Raw genomic sequence first — 16,381 nt, 5'->3', positions numbered from 1 at the left:
CTTGGCGTTATTAGTTAAAAAATTTGGCGGCACTTCAGTTGGTTCTATAGAGCGTATTGAAGCTGTCGCTGACCTTGTTGTACGTTCTAAACAGCAAGGGCATCAAATTGTCGTTGTGGTGTCGGCAATGTCTGGCGAAACCAACCGTTTAATTAACCTCGCAAATCAAATTGACTCCAGTCCAAGTTCTCGCGAACTCGATGTACTGCTAACTGCCGGTGAACAAGTTTCAGTGGCGCTTCTTGCCATGGCGATTATCAAACGCGGTCATTCTGCAATTAGCTTATTGGCTGATCAAGCAGGTATTATGACGGATAATCTATTTGGTAAAGCCCGTATTCAGATGATCCCGCCAAAGCGTTTGAATCAAGAACTCGAGCAAGGTCGCATAGTGATCCTTGCGGGGTTTCAAGGGCGTGACATTGAAGGAAATATCACCACGCTTGGCCGCGGAGGCACGGATACCACAGCGGTAGAAGTGGCAGGAGCAATTAACGCTGATGAATGCCAAATTTATACTGATGTAAATGGTGTTTATACAACCGACCCACGAGTTGAGCCAAAGGCGAAACGAATGGATTACGTTACCTTTGAAGAAATGCTGGAGCTTGCTAGCTTAGGTGCAAAAGTACTGCAAATTCGTTCAGTGGAAGCTGCTGGTAGGCATAACCTACCTTTACGTGTGCTTTCAACATTTGAGCCGGATCACGGAACACTGATTAGTTATGAGGAAAACCCTATGAATTCTAAAGTAGTTTCAGGTATCGCGTTTAGTAAAGATGAAGTACTAATTAAAGTGCATAATTTGGATAATACGCCTGAACAACTCGCTGAATTATTAGAAGTATTCTCTGATAATAATATAGAAATTGACATGATCAGTAATTTTTCCTGCAAAGGCGATAAAGTCGGCTATGCTTTAACTGTACATGCAGTCGATTCGCAGTTGGCAGAAAAGTTAATTAAACAAAATCTTACAACTCTTAATGCGGATTCAGTTACAGTTAATGAAACTGTTGCTAAGATTTCTATAGTTGGCATAGGAATGAAATCTAATGCTGGGGTAGCAGGAAGGCTATTTCGCGCATTAGCGAATGAAAATATTAACGTTCAACTTATTTCAACGTCAGAGATAAAAATCTCAGTTTTAGTAGATCAGAAGTACCTAGAATTGGGAGTTAGAGCTTTACATAGTGCTTTTTCTTTAGACCAGTAAAAGTTTCTAACTTTTTGAATAATATTCATGTAAAATGGAATTGATACGGAATCTTTAAACTTTGGATATTTAGGAGCAAAGAATGCTAATTTTGACTCGTCGCGTAGGTGAAACCCTAATGATTGGGGATGAAGTTACAGTTACTGTACTTGGCGTAAAAGGAAATCAAGTACGTATCGGTGTTAATGCACCAAAAGATGTTTCAGTACATCGTGAAGAAATTTATATGCGTATTCAAGCTGAGAAAGCAGGTGCTGAACCAGGCAACGAATAGTTTAAAGCAGAATTTTAAGAGCCAGCATTTTATGCTGGCTTTTTTTGTTTTTATTGTATTGTCAGAGCCTTGTGGGCTGATATGATGTATACAATTTTAACAATCAGACAGAACGCTATGATCAAACAAACTTCTCTCGCGTTTGCTGTAGGCCTTGCACTAACAGGCTGTATGGATACGCAAACAACTACACAAAAAACATCAGTCGAACAACCGGCAGCAGAGCAATCAGCTCAAATTTCAGAAAATCAAAAACTAAATCAACTGGTAGAAACTTACTTTGATGAAGCGTTAGCATTCTCACCTGTGTCAGGTACTTATGTCGGTGAGTCTCAGTACAATAATCAGTGGAGCCCGGCAATTAATGCAGAGAATAGAGCAAAAGCCACTGCATTTACTAAAAAGTATCAGGCTAAACTTGCTGAAATTGACGCATCAAAACTAACAGGGCAAGACCTACTAAGTTATCAAATTTTCAAGCGTGATTTAGCACTATCACTTGAAGCGGAGCAATTTCCAAGTTACTTAATTCCCATTGACCAAATGGCGGGTCAGCATAATACCTTTGCAAGCCTTGGCTCGGGCAAAAGTGCGCAACCGTTTTCTACTAAAGCCCAGTTTGACGATTTTATTGGCCGTGCAAATGGATTTGTAACTTGGCTTGAAAGTGTTGAAGCAAATATGCGCGAAGGTATGAAGCAAAATGTGACTTTGCCGCAAGTATTAGCCAAAAAGTTACTGCCACAATTTCAAGCGCACGTTGTAACGGATCATACGCAAAGTGTTTTTTGGATGCCTGTGGCTGAAATGCCAGACAGTATTTCTGCAAAAGATAAAGCGCAAATCGAAGAAGACTATCAAGCGCTTATTCTGAACACGTTGGTACCAGCATACGCAAAAATGGCTAAATTCTTAGAGCAAGAATACATTCCAGCTGCAAACGAGAAAGTAGGCTATGCAAACTTACCAAATGGTAAAGCTTGGTATGAGTTCTTAATTAAGCAACACACCACGCTTGATTTAAATGCCGATGAAATTCACGAAATTGGTTTGAGTGAAGTAGAGCGCATTTTAAATGAAATGAAAGGCGTAAAAGAAGCAGTTGGCTTTGAAGGTGATTTAGCCGCATTTTTTGTTCATTTACGTGATAGCGATGAATTCTACTATGATAAGCCTGAAGACCTTGTAAAAGCGTATGAAGATGTAAAAGTTAAGATTGATGCTAAGCTACCTAAACTGTTCGATATAGCGCCTAAGGCAGATTACGTAGTTAAACCAGTAGAAGCATTTAGAGCGGCGTCTGCTGCGGGTGCTTCTTACCAAGCACCAGCACCAGATGGTTCAAGACCGGGTGTGTTTTACATTAATACACATAACCTAAAAGCGCAGCCTAAGTTTTTACTTGAAACGCTCTCTATTCACGAGGCAGCGCCTGGCCACCATTTCCAAATTGCATTACAACAAGAAGTAGAAGGTTTGCCACGCTTTAGAAAGTTTGGTGGCTACACTGTGTTTGCTGAAGGCTGGGCACTGTATGCGGAAAGTTTAGGTAAAGAGCTTGGTTTATTTACTGACCCTTACATGTGGTACGGACGCTTAGTTGATGAGCAATTACGTGCGATGCGCCTAGTATTAGATACCGGTTTTCATGCCAAAGGTTGGACACGTGAGCAGGGTATTGAATACATGAAAGCAAATTCATCTATGGCTGAAAGTGACATTATTTCAGAAGTTGAGCGTTATATCGGTTGGCCTGGTCAAGCGTTATCATATAAGTTGGGTGAATTTAAAATCCGCGAGCTTCGTGAAAAAGCAAAAGCAGCGCTTGGCGATAAATTTGATATTAAAGCGTTCCATACACAAATTCTAATTGATGGTGCACTACCAATGCCAATTCTAGAAGCTAAACTAGATAGCTGGATTGAAAGTGTAAAATAGGCAAATTTAAGTAGCAGTTTCGGCTGCTACTTAATACAAAAACTTGTATATTATAGCCGCCTTAGCTACAAAAATAAGCAAACTGCATATTCTGTGAACGAACAGAAAAAATATGACTAAAATTGTTTGACTTATTTTCAATAGGCTTTAATATACGCATCCACAAGACGGAGAGGTGGCCGAGTGGCCGAAGGCGCTCCCCTGCTAAGGGAGTATAGGGTTTGTAGCCCTATCGAGGGTTCGAATCCCTCCTTCTCCGCCATGTCTTGTACGGACGCGTAGCTCAGCTGGATAGAGTACCTGGCTACGAACCAGGCGGTCGGAGGTTCGAATCCTCCCGCGTCCGCCACTTTACTAAAGTGGTTAAATATATAGTCATCGGCTAAGATGTAAAGTTAGAAATATCACGGACGCGTAGCTCAGCTGGATAGAGTACCTGGCTACGAACCAGGCGGTCGGAGGTTCGAATCCTCCCGCGTCCGCCACCTTACTAAAGTGGTTAAATAAATAGTCATCGACTAAGATGTAAAATTAGAAATATCGCGGACGCGTAGCTCAGCTGGATAGAGTACCTGGCTACGAACCAGGCGGTCGGAGGTTCGAATCCTCCCGCGTCCGCCACTTCTTTTGAAGTGACATCAACCGACACAAGTCGGTTTTTTTGTCTCTATTATTTAATAGAAACAAACATCAGAGTGAGATGTAAAAACTAAAGCATATAGTGGACGCGTAGCTCAGCTGGATAGAGTACCTGGCTACGAACCAGGCGGTCGGAGGTTCGAATCCTCCCGCGTCCGCCACTTCTTTTGAAGTGACATCAACCGACGAGAGTCGGTTTTTTTGTGCCTAAAATTCACTACTTATTTATACCTAGTTCGAGTTTAGGAGCACTAACCAACTTGGAATGGTTGCCGAGATGTGAAATTCAGTTATTCTCTTTCTCAAATCTCAAATCTCAAATCTCAAATCTCAAATCTCAAATCTCAAATCTCAAATCTCAAATCTCAAATCTCAAATCTCAGTCCAGCCACAAGCGTATCAGGCTAAATTGCCTATTTTCAAACGCTTTTCATTGTTATTTTACGTTAACGTAAAGTGTACTTTTAAACTTGAATAACCATTCTTATCGAACAGTATAAGTTAGAATGTAAAAATTGGTCTTACCAATTTCATGTGTTATGTCTAGAATAACTCATTCCGATTAGATTGATTTGATTATAACGCTAGGTGTTTAATTTGTATTGCCTAGCTAGTTAAGCTTGACTAATCATGGGGCAAAATAAGTCATGAAATAAGCTCATGTTCGTCATCTTTTTAGCCTATTGTTAATGGACTGTTTAATAATGTATAGTGTTGTGAATTGGTTTTACCAATTGACAACTGAGTTTAAGTGATCAATATTGATTACCAATTTTGAATAGTTATTGAAAATATTTAACTAAAAATTCTTGATTGAGGTGGGAAATGGACGTATCAGGATTGCTGTTAGAGGCGGCTGTTTTAATGTTAACAGGTATGGTGGTGGTATTTGTCTTTTTGACGATACTGATCTTTACCATCAAAGCAATGTCTAAAGTACTTGCGAATTTTCAAACGCCTGAGGTAACGCCAAATCCAGTTAAATTATCTGGGAATCAAGTACCAACAAGCCACATAGCTGCGATTGCCGCGGCAGTTAAGCAATACCGCGAAAAGCAATAATAAGAAGGGGCCAAATCATGTCACAACTAAAATTAACCGAATTAGTACTGCGCGATGCACACCAGTCATTACTCGCGACCCGTTTACGCTTAGAAGATATGTTACCAATTGCTGAAAAGCTAGATAAAGTCGGCTATTGGTCAATGGAATCGTGGGGCGGGGCGACGTTTGACGCCTGTATTCGTTATTTAGGTGAAGATCCTTGGCACCGTATTCGTGCGTTAAAAGCGGCAATGCCGAATACCAAACAGCAAATGTTGCTTCGTGGTCAAAACTTATTAGGTTACCGTCATTATGCTGATGATGTGGTAGAACGTTTTGTTGAACGAGCACATAAAAACGGTGTCGACGTTTTTCGTATTTTTGATGCAATGAATGATGTGCGTAATCTAGAAACCGCTATTAAGTCAGCGGTAAAAGTAGGAGCACATGCACAAGGTACAATCTCATACACAGTTAGTCCTGTGCACAATCTACAAATGTGGCTTGATCAAGCAAAACAATTGGAAGATTTAGGCGTTCACTCTATTTGTATTAAAGATATGGCGGGTTTGCTTAATCCATACGATGCAGAAAAACTAATTACCGGCTTAAAAGAAACAGTTGCTGTACCAATCGCAATGCAATGTCATGCAACTACCGGACTAAGCACCGCAACGTATCAAAAAGCAATTGATGCTGGTATTGATATGCTTGATACCGCAATTTCAAGTATGAGTATGACCTATGGTCACAGCGCTACTGAAACGATTGTATCTATCGTAGAGAATACTGACCGTGCAACCGGCCTTGATATGAACTTACTGGAAGAAATTGCAGCCTATTTCAGAGAAGTACGTAAAAAATACGCTAAGTTCGAAGGTAGTCTAAAAGGTGTTGATGGTCGTATTTTGTTAGCGCAAGTGCCAGGTGGCATGTTAACAAATATGGAAAACCAGCTTAAAGAACAAGGTGCTGACGATAAGTTAGACGATGTATTGTTGGAAATTCCTAAAGTGCGTGAAGACCTTGGCTTTTTACCGCTTGTTACACCTACATCGCAAATTGTTGGTACCCAAGCTGTATTAAATGTCTTAACCGGTGAACGTTACAAGTCAATCACCAAAGAGACAGCTGGCGTGCTTAAAGGCGAATACGGTTCTACGCCTGCGCCTGTAAATAAAGAATTGCAAGAGCGTGTACTTGATGGTGTAGAGCCAATAACGTGTCGTCCTGCAGATCAAATTGAACCAGAACTCAGCAAATTAGAGCAAGAGCTTGATGAAATTGCACAAAAAGATAAATTAGATTTAGCCGATGATGTGATTGATGATGTATTAACGTATGCACTATTCCCGCAAATTGGTCTGAAATATCTAAAAAATCGCAATAATCCTGAGGCATTTGAGCCAGCACCAAGTAATGAGCCACTGCCTACTGAGCAGGTACCTGCCCCAAAACCAAGTGGTAAAACAGAGCATTACAGCATCAGTGTTGATGGCAAAGTGTATGCAGTGAGTGTTGCCCCAAGTGGTGAACTTACCAATATTCAGCCAGCACCAAGTGCATCGAGCCAACATACTGATGTATTACCGCAATCAACCTCTGTTGATGCTGCCGAAACGCTAAATTCACCGCTGTCTGGCAATATTTTTAAAGTGAATGCCAAGCCTGGTCAACAAGTGGCGAAAGGCGATGTTGTGATCATTATGGAAGCCATGAAAATGGAAACTGAAGTTCGCGCAGCTAAAGATGGCACTATCGCAGAAATATTTGTATCTGAAGGGGATTCAGTTGCAACTGGCGAACCTTTATTGTCGTTAGCGTAAAGGTTGGGGAGTTGTAATGGAAAGCTTAATAACCTTATGGCAAGCCACTGGCATTGCCAACTTAGAATTTCCTCAGCTGATTATGATGCTGGTTGGCGCACTGTTGCTATATCTTGCAATTGTGCGCAACTTTGAGCCATTGTTATTGGTGCCAATTGGCTTTGGGGCAATCTTAACCAACATTCCGCTAGCTGGTTTATCAGAAGCCGGTGGATTGTTGTACTACGTGTATAAAATTGGTATTGATTCAGGGGTGTTCCCACTGCTTATTTTTATGGGCGTAGGCGCGCTTACGGACTTTAGTGCATTGATTGCTAACCCTAAAATGCTGCTGTTAGGCGCAGCGGCACAATTTGGAATTTTTGCCACATTATTTGGCGCAATTTTCTTAAACTACATTCCAGGTTTTGAATTTACGCTACAAGATGCATCGGCAATTGCCATTATTGGTGGTGCAGATGGTCCAACAGCTATTTTCTTAGCGTCTAAGCTTGCCCCTGATCTATTGGGTGCAATTGCTGTTGCTGCGTATTCTTATATGGCGTTAGTGCCGATTATTCAGCCGCCAATTATGAAGCTGTTTACCACAGAAGAAGAACGCAATATTGAAATGCCACAGTTACGCCACGTTAGCAAAGCGGAAAAAGTGATATTTCCATTATTGGTGCTAGTGCTTATTGCCATGTTCTTGCCAGCAGCTGCACCACTTGTGGGTATGTTCTGCTTAGGTAATTTAATGCGTGAGTCAGGTGTGGTGGATCGTTTAAGTAAAACCGCGCAAAACGAGCTGATTAATATTACCACGATATTCCTTGGCTTGGCTGTTGGTTCAAAGCTTGCGGCTGATCAGTTTTTAACGGTTGAAACCTTAGGTATCTTAGCACTTGGTGCGGTGGCGTTTGGTATTGGGACGGGTTCAGGCGTTCTGATGGCAAAGGCAATGAATAAACTAAGCAAAACACCTATCAATCCATTAGTTGGCGCGGCAGGAGTATCAGCAGTACCAATGGCTGCACGTGTCGTGAATAAAGTTGGTTTAGAAGCAAACCCACATAACTTTTTACTAATGCATGCAATGGGTCCAAATGTGGCAGGCGTATTAGGCAGTGCAGTTGCTGCCGGTATATTACTTGCCATGGTGGGATAAGTTTCATCGTAGAGCTCAACCAGCTCATTTTGCGGCCGTTAATTCGGCCGCTTTTTTATCTTCAATTTTCTCGGTACAATCACTTATAAAGCTTATACATTGGATTGTTTTAATGAATGTTTTTATTTTGTTGATTGCACTTTTCGTGGCGTTAATCGTGATTATTCCCCTAATTGAGAAATCAGGTGTACGCTTTTCTGATCAGCAAACGGCTAAGATCGCCCGTTGGATTTGGCCACTTGTGATGATTTCAATGGTGGTAAGCCTGATTTATCACTTAGTACGTTAAACGGATTACCTAAATCAGGTTTATCGTAATCACACACACCATCGGGAAAAGTGCGCTTTAGTTCAGCAAGGTAGGGCGTCATATCAATGGGTGCATAGACTCCGTTTGCTACCGCTGTTTCTACAGCTATACGCTGACATTTAAAAATACTACCAGAAAATGGCCCACCGGCTTGAATTCGTGAATTAGTATAAATGGGAAAATGTTTTGTACATGCACCTGCTGGCTGATTATTCCAGTCTCCGTGCCATACATTTTCACCTTGCGCGATTATCTCACCCGACTTATTAAAACAGCGGTCGCTTGAATCATCAGGTGCTTGCTGAGTACTCAGCCATTTATCAATAACAGAAAAAGCTTCATTGAGCGGTGTGTAGTGCTTATCAGCAATCCAAATACGGTGGTTTTTAAGATGCCCTTGTTGTTTTAAGATTCTAAGTCGCGCGGCAAATGACGTAGAGATATGATGCATATCAAGCTGATCTTCGAGGTAGTGATGAATATCAATTGTAGGTATGCTGTTAAATCCCAAATACACTTGACCATAGCGATAAGCTTGTCTTACAGCAGCTAGGTTCGCCACCGTACGCTTGGCTGGTTTTTTGCCTGCAACATAGATATTGTGCCGACTCCACTGTGTAAGCCAAATAGGGGTTTTTACAAATGGAAAAAACAGTAGTTGTTCAGGGCGCTGCTCTGTTTGTGCTTTCCACCCACCAATATGATAGTTTAAATGCAAAAAGTCAGTTGCTGATAAGCTGCCTTGTTTAAGGCCATTTAAGCCATATTGAACCCCTTGGTTATCCCAAAGAGCGGGTGCACTTGTTGCAGCATTAGGTGTCTGTGTTATTAAGGCCAAATCTTGCCAATAACTCCAGTTAGTTTGGTGATTAACCGTTTGGCTAAATAAAGGCTTTAGAAAGCCTTGCGCGGGATTATTAACAAGACTGCTTAGTCCAAAGTAGCCATGCACACACTCGCTATATATTTTAGGGCGATAAAACGCCTTACCTGTGAGAAATTGATTTATTGGCGTATAAAACCATGATTTATGCTCAATCTCGGCATTGTTTAGGCCTTCAATTGCACGTTTTTTGTCACTGTTATCCCAGTTAGCTAAATCACTTTTAAAGTGGTAATAGGTATTGAATAAGTCACAATCAAGAGCATAAATCGTTTGTGACACCATATCGGGGTAGGAATAGAGCGGTATGGCGGCATCTATTAAACCAGGGCTATTTTGTGCAATTAAATACTGTGCCAAACCGCCACCCGAGCCACCAATTCCAACGGTGTAAATGGGTTTGCCATAAAGTGCTTCAAATTGTTTTTTTACCCGCCATGCAGTGTCTTCGGCAAGCAGCATATTATAAGTATAACTGGTTTTGTTGGCGCTTGAGGTGATCACTGCATAGCCGTTATGTAGTTGCCCAAAGCGCCGTTTTAATAGTTTTTTAGGATTCACTTTGCCTTGACGAAAGCCAATACCAACACCGCCAGCGAATTGATAAATAAGCTTTTTGTTCCAAAGAGAACTCGTTCGCCAAGTGTTAAATTCCGTTTTTTTGATTGGCATTGCAATGGTATAAATATGTCGATTTATCGTGCCTTGCTCTAACCTGATGAGTTGCTGGTTGCTATCGAATTGATGTTTATCAAGGGATGAAGAATCGGTAATTTCTTCACTTTCGCCGTTTAAGTTCACTACAAAGTAGCGCAATGTTGAGGGCACTAAACAGTCTTTGCTGTAGCCAATAACGGTGTTGCTTAAGCTACCGTCTGAGTTTTCTCTGAAAACCGCAGTGCCGAGCGCTTGTTGATTATCGACTAAGGGCTGTCCAAGCCCTGAGCGAACAGTATCACATGAGAATGGATAACGATTGTTACCGGCGTAAAGAGGCTCTATCGGCCCAACATCACCGAGCGCAATAGGGTATTGAGTATTATCAGCTGGGCGTGGGGTTGTGCGAAGGTGGTTGGTGACATTGATGCGATTAGCTTGCTGTTCTGGAGCGGTATTCAGTACGCGAAACTGTGAATGGGGCACAGGCGTACACGTTAACAATAAAGAGCAAAAGGTGATCAGCATTAAGCGTTTAACAAGCACAAGTAACAACATAACTACCTCCTGCATTAAGTATAGGCAGAAGATTTTTGCTCTGTTAGAACGAATAAGGCACCGTTAGGTGCCTTATTATTCTATTTTGCTAATGCGAGTTGTAACTCTCTGTTTTTCTGTAAACTTACAAGCATCTCTTGCGCGTATGGCCTGAAATTAGCAAGTTCAGATTTAGGCAGTGATTGTGCCTTTGGTAACTTAACTGTTCGGGGGTTACGGTGTACACCGTTAACTAAAAATTCATAATGTAAGTGAGCGCCAGTAACCCGACCGGTTGCCCCAACAGTACCTATTAGCTCACCTTGTTTAACTTTTTCGCCACGTTTTACCTTGCGTTTATGCAGGTGTAAGTACTTAGTCACATATTGTTGACCATGGCGAATAAATACATAGTTACCATTGTATTTATTGTAACCCGCTTTAATCACAGTACCGTTACCCGCTGCAACAACTGGTGTGCCAGTTTTCGCTGCGTAATCGATACCGCGGTGCGCTTTAACACGGCCTGTAACAGGATGCTTGCGACGTGGGTTGAAGTTCGAGCTAATATATCTAAAGTTAACAGGAGCGCGTAAAAATGCTTTCCGTAAGCTACGCCCTTCAGGAGTATAGAAATTATCATCGCTATGACGCACCGCGGCATAGCTTTCGCCTTGGTTAACGAATTCAGCGGCAAGAATTTTACCGGTACCAATAAACTCACCATCAACGTAGTGGTTTTCATAGATCAAAGTGAATGCATCGCCTTTACGAAGATCGTTGGCAAAGTCGATATCCCAACCAAAAATATTGGCAAAGCTAATAATTTGCTTTTCATTTAGTCCAGCGCTAAGACCTGCGTTCCAAAAACTCGAATCAATCGTGCCCGACGCGTAATCAGTGCGTTTTTCAATTGCTTTTTTGTCTAGGCTAGAGCTAATGGTTTGATCGTCATTAAGTTTAACGACCAAAGTTTCTGTGCGGCTAATTTGATAGTTTAACTGAATTAGTTCGTTGTTTTCGTTAGCTGCGAAAAATAATGAGTCACCAGGGTGAATTTTAGTTAACTGTTTATTGAGTTTGTTGGCATTAACTATTTTATGAAGTGTGGAAGCTGAAAAACCTGCGCGTTTAAATATTTTAGCTAGGTTATCGCCTTTTTTAACTTTGAACTCTTTAAAATTAAGAGTTACTTCTGGCAACACCTCTTCTGCTTTGGCGGTAACAGCTTCTTGTTCTAACTTTTCTACTTCAATTGCTAATTCATAACGCTTGCCGATTTCTAGCGCATCATGATTTGTATGCCTTGATGCGCTCGCCTTCTCAGAGGGTAGCAGCACCAATGCGGAAATAAATGTAACTACCCCAGCGAGCAACAATTTATGTTTTTTCGGTAGTTTTTGTACTTGCAAAACCATAATGTGCCTTTTGCTACATTAATTAAATAAAAGTGAATAAAATCAGAATAACCTTATATCACCTGTAGCGCCAGTGTTTTGTGCATTTAAAGTGACCAAAATATAGGGTAGAATCAAGAAATTGTTATATTAAAAAATGAATTTTTTGCAAAAGTGCGACAACGTGCTTTTTCGAATGGAGAAATACATGGCTGATATCCAAGCAGCGTTAGCAGAAATAAAGCGTGGCGCTGAAGAGATCCTGATTGAAGATGAGTTAATTGAAAAATTAAAGTCAGGTAAAAAATTAAAAATCAAAGCAGGCTTCGATCCAACGGCACCGGATCTTCATTTAGGCCATACTGTGTTAATCAATAAAATGAAAACTTTCCAAGACTTAGGTCACCAAGTTATCTTTTTGATTGGTGATTTCACAGGTATGATTGGTGACCCTACAGGTAAAAATGTAACGCGTAAGCCACTTACTCGTGATGATGTACTTGCTAATGCTGAAACATACAAAGAGCAAGTATTTAAAATTTTAGATCCTGCGAAAACTACGGTTGCATTCAACTCACAGTGGATGGAAAACCTAGGTGCAGCAGGTATGATTAAACTAGCTGCGCGTCAAACGGTTGCTCGTATGTTAGAGCGTGACGATTTCAAAAAGCGTTATGCAGGCGGTCAGTCAATTGCAATTCATGAATTCCTATACCCATTAGTACAAGGTTGGGATTCAGTTGCATTAGCAGCAGATGTTGAACTCGGTGGTACCGACCAGCGTTTTAACTTACTAATGGGTCGTGAGCTACAAAAAGACGAAGGTCAAAAACCACAAACCGTATTAATGATGCCTTTACTTGAAGGTACAGACGGCGTTCAAAAGATGTCTAAGTCATTAGGTAACTATATTGGTATTACTGATGAGCCAAATGATATGTTTGGTAAAGTAATGTCGATTTCAGATGATCTAATGTGGCGTTACTACGAGCTACTTAGCGCATTAAGCATTGAAGAAATTGATGCACTGAAAGAAAAGGTAGCAAATGGCACAAATCCACGTGATATCAAAATTGAATTCGCGAAAGAGATGATTGCACGCTTCCATTCAGAAGAAGCAGCTGAAGGTGCGCACCAAGATTTCATTAAGCGTTTCCAAAAGAATGCGTTGCCGGATGATATTCCAGAAGTAACGATCACTGCAGATGGCGAACTAACCATTGCAAGCTTACTAAAAGAAGTAGGCCTAGTGGCGAGCACATCAGAAGCAATTCGCATGATCAAACAAGGTGCGGTAAAGATTAACGCGAAAGAAAAAGTTTCAGACAGCAAAATGTTGATTGAAGCTGGCACAACGGAAGTTTATCAAGTTGGTAAGCGTAAGTTCGCTAAAGTAACTGTTAATTAATTAGAGCCCACGAAAGTGGGCTTTTTTATATGTCTAAAATACTAACGACCGAATATTTAAGCCCAGTAGGCAAATTAATAATAGGCTCGATTGATGAGCAATTATGTTTGTGTGATTGGCAAGAGCGAAAAGCCCGCAGTGCTGTTGATAGCCGCTTAGTTAAAGGGTTAAACGCAGAGTTTGTTTGCGCAAACAGTGATCTTAACCAGCAGACTATAAATCAACTAGAAGCTTATTTTGCAGGTGAATTAACACAGTTTTCAACTCCTTTAAAGCTGGTAGGTACTCACTTTCAAAAGTTAGTTTGGCAGGGGTTACAAGCAATTGACTATGGTCAAACGCAAAGCTACGGTGAATTGGCAACAAAGCTTAATATGCCAAGTGCCGTGCGAGCAGTTGCGAATGCCAACGGTGCTAACGCAATTTCGATAATTGTGCCATGCCACCGTATTATTGGTAGCAATGGCAAACTAACGGGTTACGCCGGTGGTTTAGCTGCGAAAAAGCGATTACTCGAAATTGAAGGGCTTAGTTAGTTTTGAAAGGCGCTGACCTTTTCACATAACTCATTTGCTGCAATAAGCACTCGATTGGTGTAGCGGTGCAAGTGATCTGGGTTGAGTTTTATTATTTGACCTTTTTTAACCGCTGGAATTGAATTCATATCACGCCAAATTTTTGCTTGTGTGTTGTCTTCATCCATCTCTGAAATCACAATAAATTCAGGCTGTTTTAACATGACCTGCTCTTTATTGACGGTTGGGTAATTAACCGAGCTGTCGGCAAATACATTGCTTAGGCCGCAGATGTCAAAAATTTGATTAACCAAAGTATGTTTATTGGCTGTCATAAGCGGTGTATGCCAGAGTTGAAAAAATGCAGTGGCAGGCTTTTCTTTTTGATAGCGCGTTTTTAACTCGCTAATCTCACGTTTAAATTGTGATGTGTAGTTAATAGCTTTATTTTTGGCGTTTAATGTTTCGCCCAGCGCAAGCACTTCGTTTTCTATATCTTCTAAAGTATGTGGGTTGGAGATAAACACTTTTAAACCCAGCTTTTTCATTTTCTCAATTTGGCCAAGTTTAGCGTTAGAGCGCCAAACTAGTACAAGATGAGGGTTTAACTCAACTAACTTAGCTAAGTTAATACCATTAGCATCGGCTATTTCAGGGTGATTTTTGGCATCTTCAGGAAAATCACTGTAACTGCTTACGGCGACAATATTTTCACCTAATCCTAGCGAGTATGTCCATTCCGTTAAATGGGGGGCAAGTGATGCAATGCGTTTAGGCGTTGCTGAAATCGGCAAGCTTAACAATAAAGTAAAAACAAATATAAGCTTAGAGATGGTTAGTCGCGACATAAATAATTTCCAAGAAAAGAATAAGGCAAAGCCAAAATGCACTAGCAAACATCAGTGCGTTTTTCGCTTGTTTAATTGCTTTTTGCTGTGGCAGTGTTTTAGGTCCGATGCGTGTTTTGCTATAGCGCTTACCAGAGTAAAAAGCAGGGCCACCAAGTTGTACGCTAAGATAACCACTAAGACAAGCAAGCAAAAAACACGAGTTTTTTTGATAACCATTATCTACAAATAGCGCTAAGTAGCGAAAAGCTTGGGTTTTAGGTTTAAGCAGTAAAGGCAAGCAAAAAAGCCTAATAGGTAAAAATTCTAAGTAATAAATAACGGCGTTGGTTGCACTACTGAACTGGCTATCTGGTGGCGCGGTTTTAGAAAACACATTGGCACAATGTAAAAATAGGCAATAAATAAGTGCTGCGTTAAAACCCAAGCAGTAATAAAGAATAAGTGGCAAAAAGAAGTGGCGAAAATAGCTTAAACTTTGGTGTTCAATAATTGTCTTTATTAATCCAGACTCTGATAAGTTTTTGCTATCACGACGTAAAAACTGGCTTAAAATATCACGTACCACAGGCTTTTGTTGTTGTGTTAATAGCCATGCTGCGCGTTTTAATTTAGCGTTAGTGTAAGGATTGTTGATCAGTAAAAATAAGATTAACAACTCTAACGCAACGGGGTATTGGGCAAAGCTTGTGATGCCAATCGCCAACATTGCGACGCAGCCCACAATTAAACAACTTAGTAATAAGGAAGAAAAGGATGCGTAAACCTTCGATGCGTTTGCATCATAAATACGCCCAGCCATTTTGCTTATCAGTAGGCGAAAAAGCGGAGTAGGGTGATACTGCGAGGGGATAACTAATAGTGAGCTAACCAGCGCAAGCAATATTGTTTGCCATGCGCTGGTTGAAAAAAATGGCAGCTCAAATGCCACTTACAGAGAGACCTGCTTTAGATTTTTTAACAGTGCAATCACCATCTCTGATGAGTTTTCTGATGCTTTCACTAAATAAGACTCGAATGATTCTGGTGATTCTTTACCAGCAATATCTGACAGCGAGCGAATCACTACAAATGGTGTATTTAGTTGATGACATACTTGTGCAATTGCTGCACCTTCCATTTCAACCGCTAACATATTTGGAAATTGTTCGCGTGTTTTGTCAATGCGCACAGGATCACACATAAATGAATCACCGGTACAAATTTGGCCAACCATTGTTTTAATGCCTTTCGACATTTCAGCAATCGCTTTTTCAGCACTTTCTACAAGTGTTTTATGAGCAATAAACGCTGGTGGCATTTGTGGTACTTGACCCATTTCATAACCAAAAGCAGTAACATCAACATCGTGATGACGCACTTCACTTGAAATAACCACATCGCCAACGTTTAGGCTTTGCTCAAAACCACCCGCAGAGCCAGTGTTGATAATGCAATCTGGTGCGAACAACTCAATCATTAGCGTAGTAGCGAGTGCCGAAGCGACTTTACCAATACCAGATTGAACTAAAATAACGTCTTGATCAGCAAGTTGACCTTGGTAAAACGTGAAGCTACCGCGCTCAGTAATTTTAGTGTTTTCAATCGCAGCTTTTAAAATAGCTACTTCTGGCTCCATTGCGCCAATAATACCGATTTTCATAATGGTTACGCCTATTTATAGGGAATAAATAAAATATGGCGGAATTATAGCTAGGTTACTAATAAATTCACAGACAAAATAAAACCCGCAACATGCGGGT

Annotated in this window: 13 protein-coding genes and 5 tRNA genes; 13 read left to right on the top strand and 5 right to left on the bottom strand. The window is 40.9% G+C overall.

What is annotated here, in order from left to right:
• The first annotated feature begins 1 nt into the window (after position 1).
• The 11 genes from L1068_RS16470 to L1068_RS16420 all read left to right on the top strand — a co-directional run bounded on the left by L1068_RS16470 (position 2) and on the right by L1068_RS16420 (position 8,084).
• Positions 2–1,216: an aspartate kinase gene (locus tag L1068_RS16470; RefSeq protein ID WP_237131120.1), complete on the top strand. Its 1,215-nt coding sequence runs from the start codon at positions 2–4 to the stop codon at positions 1,214–1,216.
• 82 nt (positions 1,217–1,298) lie between these two features.
• Positions 1,299–1,490, top strand: coding sequence for a carbon storage regulator CsrA (gene csrA, locus L1068_RS16465; RefSeq protein WP_010559600.1), 192 nt, complete (start codon positions 1,299–1,301; stop codon positions 1,488–1,490).
• Between the two features lie 117 nt (positions 1,491–1,607).
• Positions 1,608–3,428, top strand: a complete 1,821-nt coding sequence (locus tag L1068_RS16460) for a DUF885 domain-containing protein (RefSeq protein ID WP_237131119.1) — start codon at positions 1,608–1,610, stop codon at positions 3,426–3,428.
• Positions 3,429–3,597: 169 nt separating this feature from the next.
• Positions 3,598–3,690 (top strand) — tRNA-Ser (locus L1068_RS16455).
• A gap of 10 nt (positions 3,691–3,700) precedes the next feature.
• Positions 3,701–3,777 (top strand) — tRNA-Arg (locus L1068_RS16450).
• Between the two features lie 59 nt (positions 3,778–3,836).
• A tRNA-Arg gene (locus tag L1068_RS16445) sits at positions 3,837–3,913 on the top strand.
• Positions 3,914–3,972: 59 nt separating this feature from the next.
• Positions 3,973–4,049, top strand: a tRNA-Arg gene (locus L1068_RS16440).
• 102 nt (positions 4,050–4,151) lie between these two features.
• Positions 4,152–4,228 (top strand) — tRNA-Arg (locus tag L1068_RS16435).
• Between the two features lie 664 nt (positions 4,229–4,892).
• Positions 4,893–5,129, top strand: a complete 237-nt coding sequence (locus L1068_RS16430; protein ID WP_237131118.1) for an OadG family transporter subunit — start codon at positions 4,893–4,895, stop codon at positions 5,127–5,129.
• Between the two features lie 17 nt (positions 5,130–5,146).
• Positions 5,147–6,937: a sodium-extruding oxaloacetate decarboxylase subunit alpha gene (oadA, locus tag L1068_RS16425; protein WP_237131117.1), complete on the top strand. Its 1,791-nt coding sequence runs from the start codon at positions 5,147–5,149 to the stop codon at positions 6,935–6,937.
• A 16-nt stretch (positions 6,938–6,953) separates the two neighbouring features.
• On the top strand, positions 6,954–8,084 hold the full coding sequence (locus L1068_RS16420) for a sodium ion-translocating decarboxylase subunit beta (RefSeq protein ID WP_237131116.1): 1,131 nt from the start codon (positions 6,954–6,956) through the stop codon (positions 8,082–8,084).
• Between the two features lie 212 nt (positions 8,085–8,296).
• On the opposite strand, the gene L1068_RS16415 is transcribed toward L1068_RS16420, so the two are convergent.
• Entirely contained in the window at positions 8,297–10,492 is a 2,196-nt protein-coding gene (locus L1068_RS16415; protein WP_237131115.1) for a DUF6351 family protein, read from the bottom strand.
• A gap of 80 nt (positions 10,493–10,572) precedes the next feature.
• A complete protein-coding gene (locus L1068_RS16410; protein ID WP_237131114.1) occupies positions 10,573–11,889 on the bottom strand; it encodes a peptidoglycan DD-metalloendopeptidase family protein in 1,317 nt (438 codons plus the stop codon).
• A gap of 187 nt (positions 11,890–12,076) precedes the next feature.
• Between L1068_RS16410 and tyrS the strand changes: the two genes are divergently transcribed.
• Both tyrS and L1068_RS16400 read left to right on the top strand, forming a co-directional pair.
• Entirely contained in the window at positions 12,077–13,276 is a 1,200-nt protein-coding gene (gene tyrS / locus L1068_RS16405) for a tyrosine--tRNA ligase (RefSeq protein WP_237131113.1), read from the top strand.
• Positions 13,277–13,305: 29 nt separating this feature from the next.
• Positions 13,306–13,812, top strand: a complete 507-nt coding sequence (locus tag L1068_RS16400; RefSeq protein ID WP_237131112.1) for a methylated-DNA--[protein]-cysteine S-methyltransferase — start codon at positions 13,306–13,308, stop codon at positions 13,810–13,812.
• Here L1068_RS16400 and L1068_RS16395 read toward each other — a convergent pair.
• Genes L1068_RS16395 through mtnN form a run of 3 tightly spaced genes read right to left on the bottom strand, consistent with a single transcriptional unit; the run spans position 13,809 to position 16,281 of the window.
• Positions 13,809–14,639 carry a cobalamin-binding protein gene (locus L1068_RS16395; RefSeq protein WP_237131111.1) on the bottom strand — a complete coding sequence of 277 codons (831 nt, stop codon included), beginning with the start codon at positions 14,637–14,639 and terminating at the stop codon, positions 13,809–13,811. The genes L1068_RS16400 and L1068_RS16395 overlap by 4 nt on opposite strands.
• Positions 14,617–15,570, bottom strand: coding sequence for a cobalamin biosynthesis protein (locus L1068_RS16390; RefSeq protein ID WP_237131110.1), 954 nt, complete (start codon positions 15,568–15,570; stop codon positions 14,617–14,619). The genes L1068_RS16395 and L1068_RS16390 overlap by 23 nt, the downstream gene beginning before the upstream one ends.
• Entirely contained in the window at positions 15,571–16,281 is a 711-nt protein-coding gene (gene mtnN, locus L1068_RS16385; RefSeq protein WP_237131109.1) for a 5'-methylthioadenosine/S-adenosylhomocysteine nucleosidase, read from the bottom strand. It abuts the gene before it with no gap.
• Between the last annotated feature and the right edge of the window lie 100 nt (positions 16,282–16,381).

The organism is Pseudoalteromonas sp. MMG024, assembly GCF_021654175.1.
Lineage (GTDB): Bacteria > Pseudomonadota > Gammaproteobacteria > Enterobacterales > Alteromonadaceae > Pseudoalteromonas.
Note: the sequence above shows the minus strand (reverse complement) of the source record. Positions and strands in the feature narration are given on the sequence as shown.

Coding starts and splice junctions, on each gene's coding strand:
- L1068_RS16460 (WP_237131119.1), top strand. CDS start 1,608: ATGATCAAACAAACTTCTCTCGCGTTTGCTGTAGGCCTTGCACTAACA.
- L1068_RS16415 (WP_237131115.1), bottom strand. CDS start 10,492: ATGTTGTTACTTGTGCTTGTTAAACGCTTAATGCTGATCACCTTTTGC.
- L1068_RS16430 (WP_237131118.1), top strand. CDS start 4,893: ATGGACGTATCAGGATTGCTGTTAGAGGCGGCTGTTTTAATGTTAACA.
- L1068_RS16395 (WP_237131111.1), bottom strand. CDS start 14,639: ATGTCGCGACTAACCATCTCTAAGCTTATATTTGTTTTTACTTTATTG.
- L1068_RS16420 (WP_237131116.1), top strand. CDS start 6,954: ATGGAAAGCTTAATAACCTTATGGCAAGCCACTGGCATTGCCAACTTA.
- oadA (WP_237131117.1), top strand. CDS start 5,147: ATGTCACAACTAAAATTAACCGAATTAGTACTGCGCGATGCACACCAG.
- L1068_RS16410 (WP_237131114.1), bottom strand. CDS start 11,889: ATGGTTTTGCAAGTACAAAAACTACCGAAAAAACATAAATTGTTGCTC.
- csrA (WP_010559600.1), top strand. CDS start 1,299: ATGCTAATTTTGACTCGTCGCGTAGGTGAAACCCTAATGATTGGGGAT.
- tyrS (WP_237131113.1), top strand. CDS start 12,077: ATGGCTGATATCCAAGCAGCGTTAGCAGAAATAAAGCGTGGCGCTGAA.
- L1068_RS16400 (WP_237131112.1), top strand. CDS start 13,306: ATGTCTAAAATACTAACGACCGAATATTTAAGCCCAGTAGGCAAATTA.
- mtnN (WP_237131109.1), bottom strand. CDS start 16,281: ATGAAAATCGGTATTATTGGCGCAATGGAGCCAGAAGTAGCTATTTTA.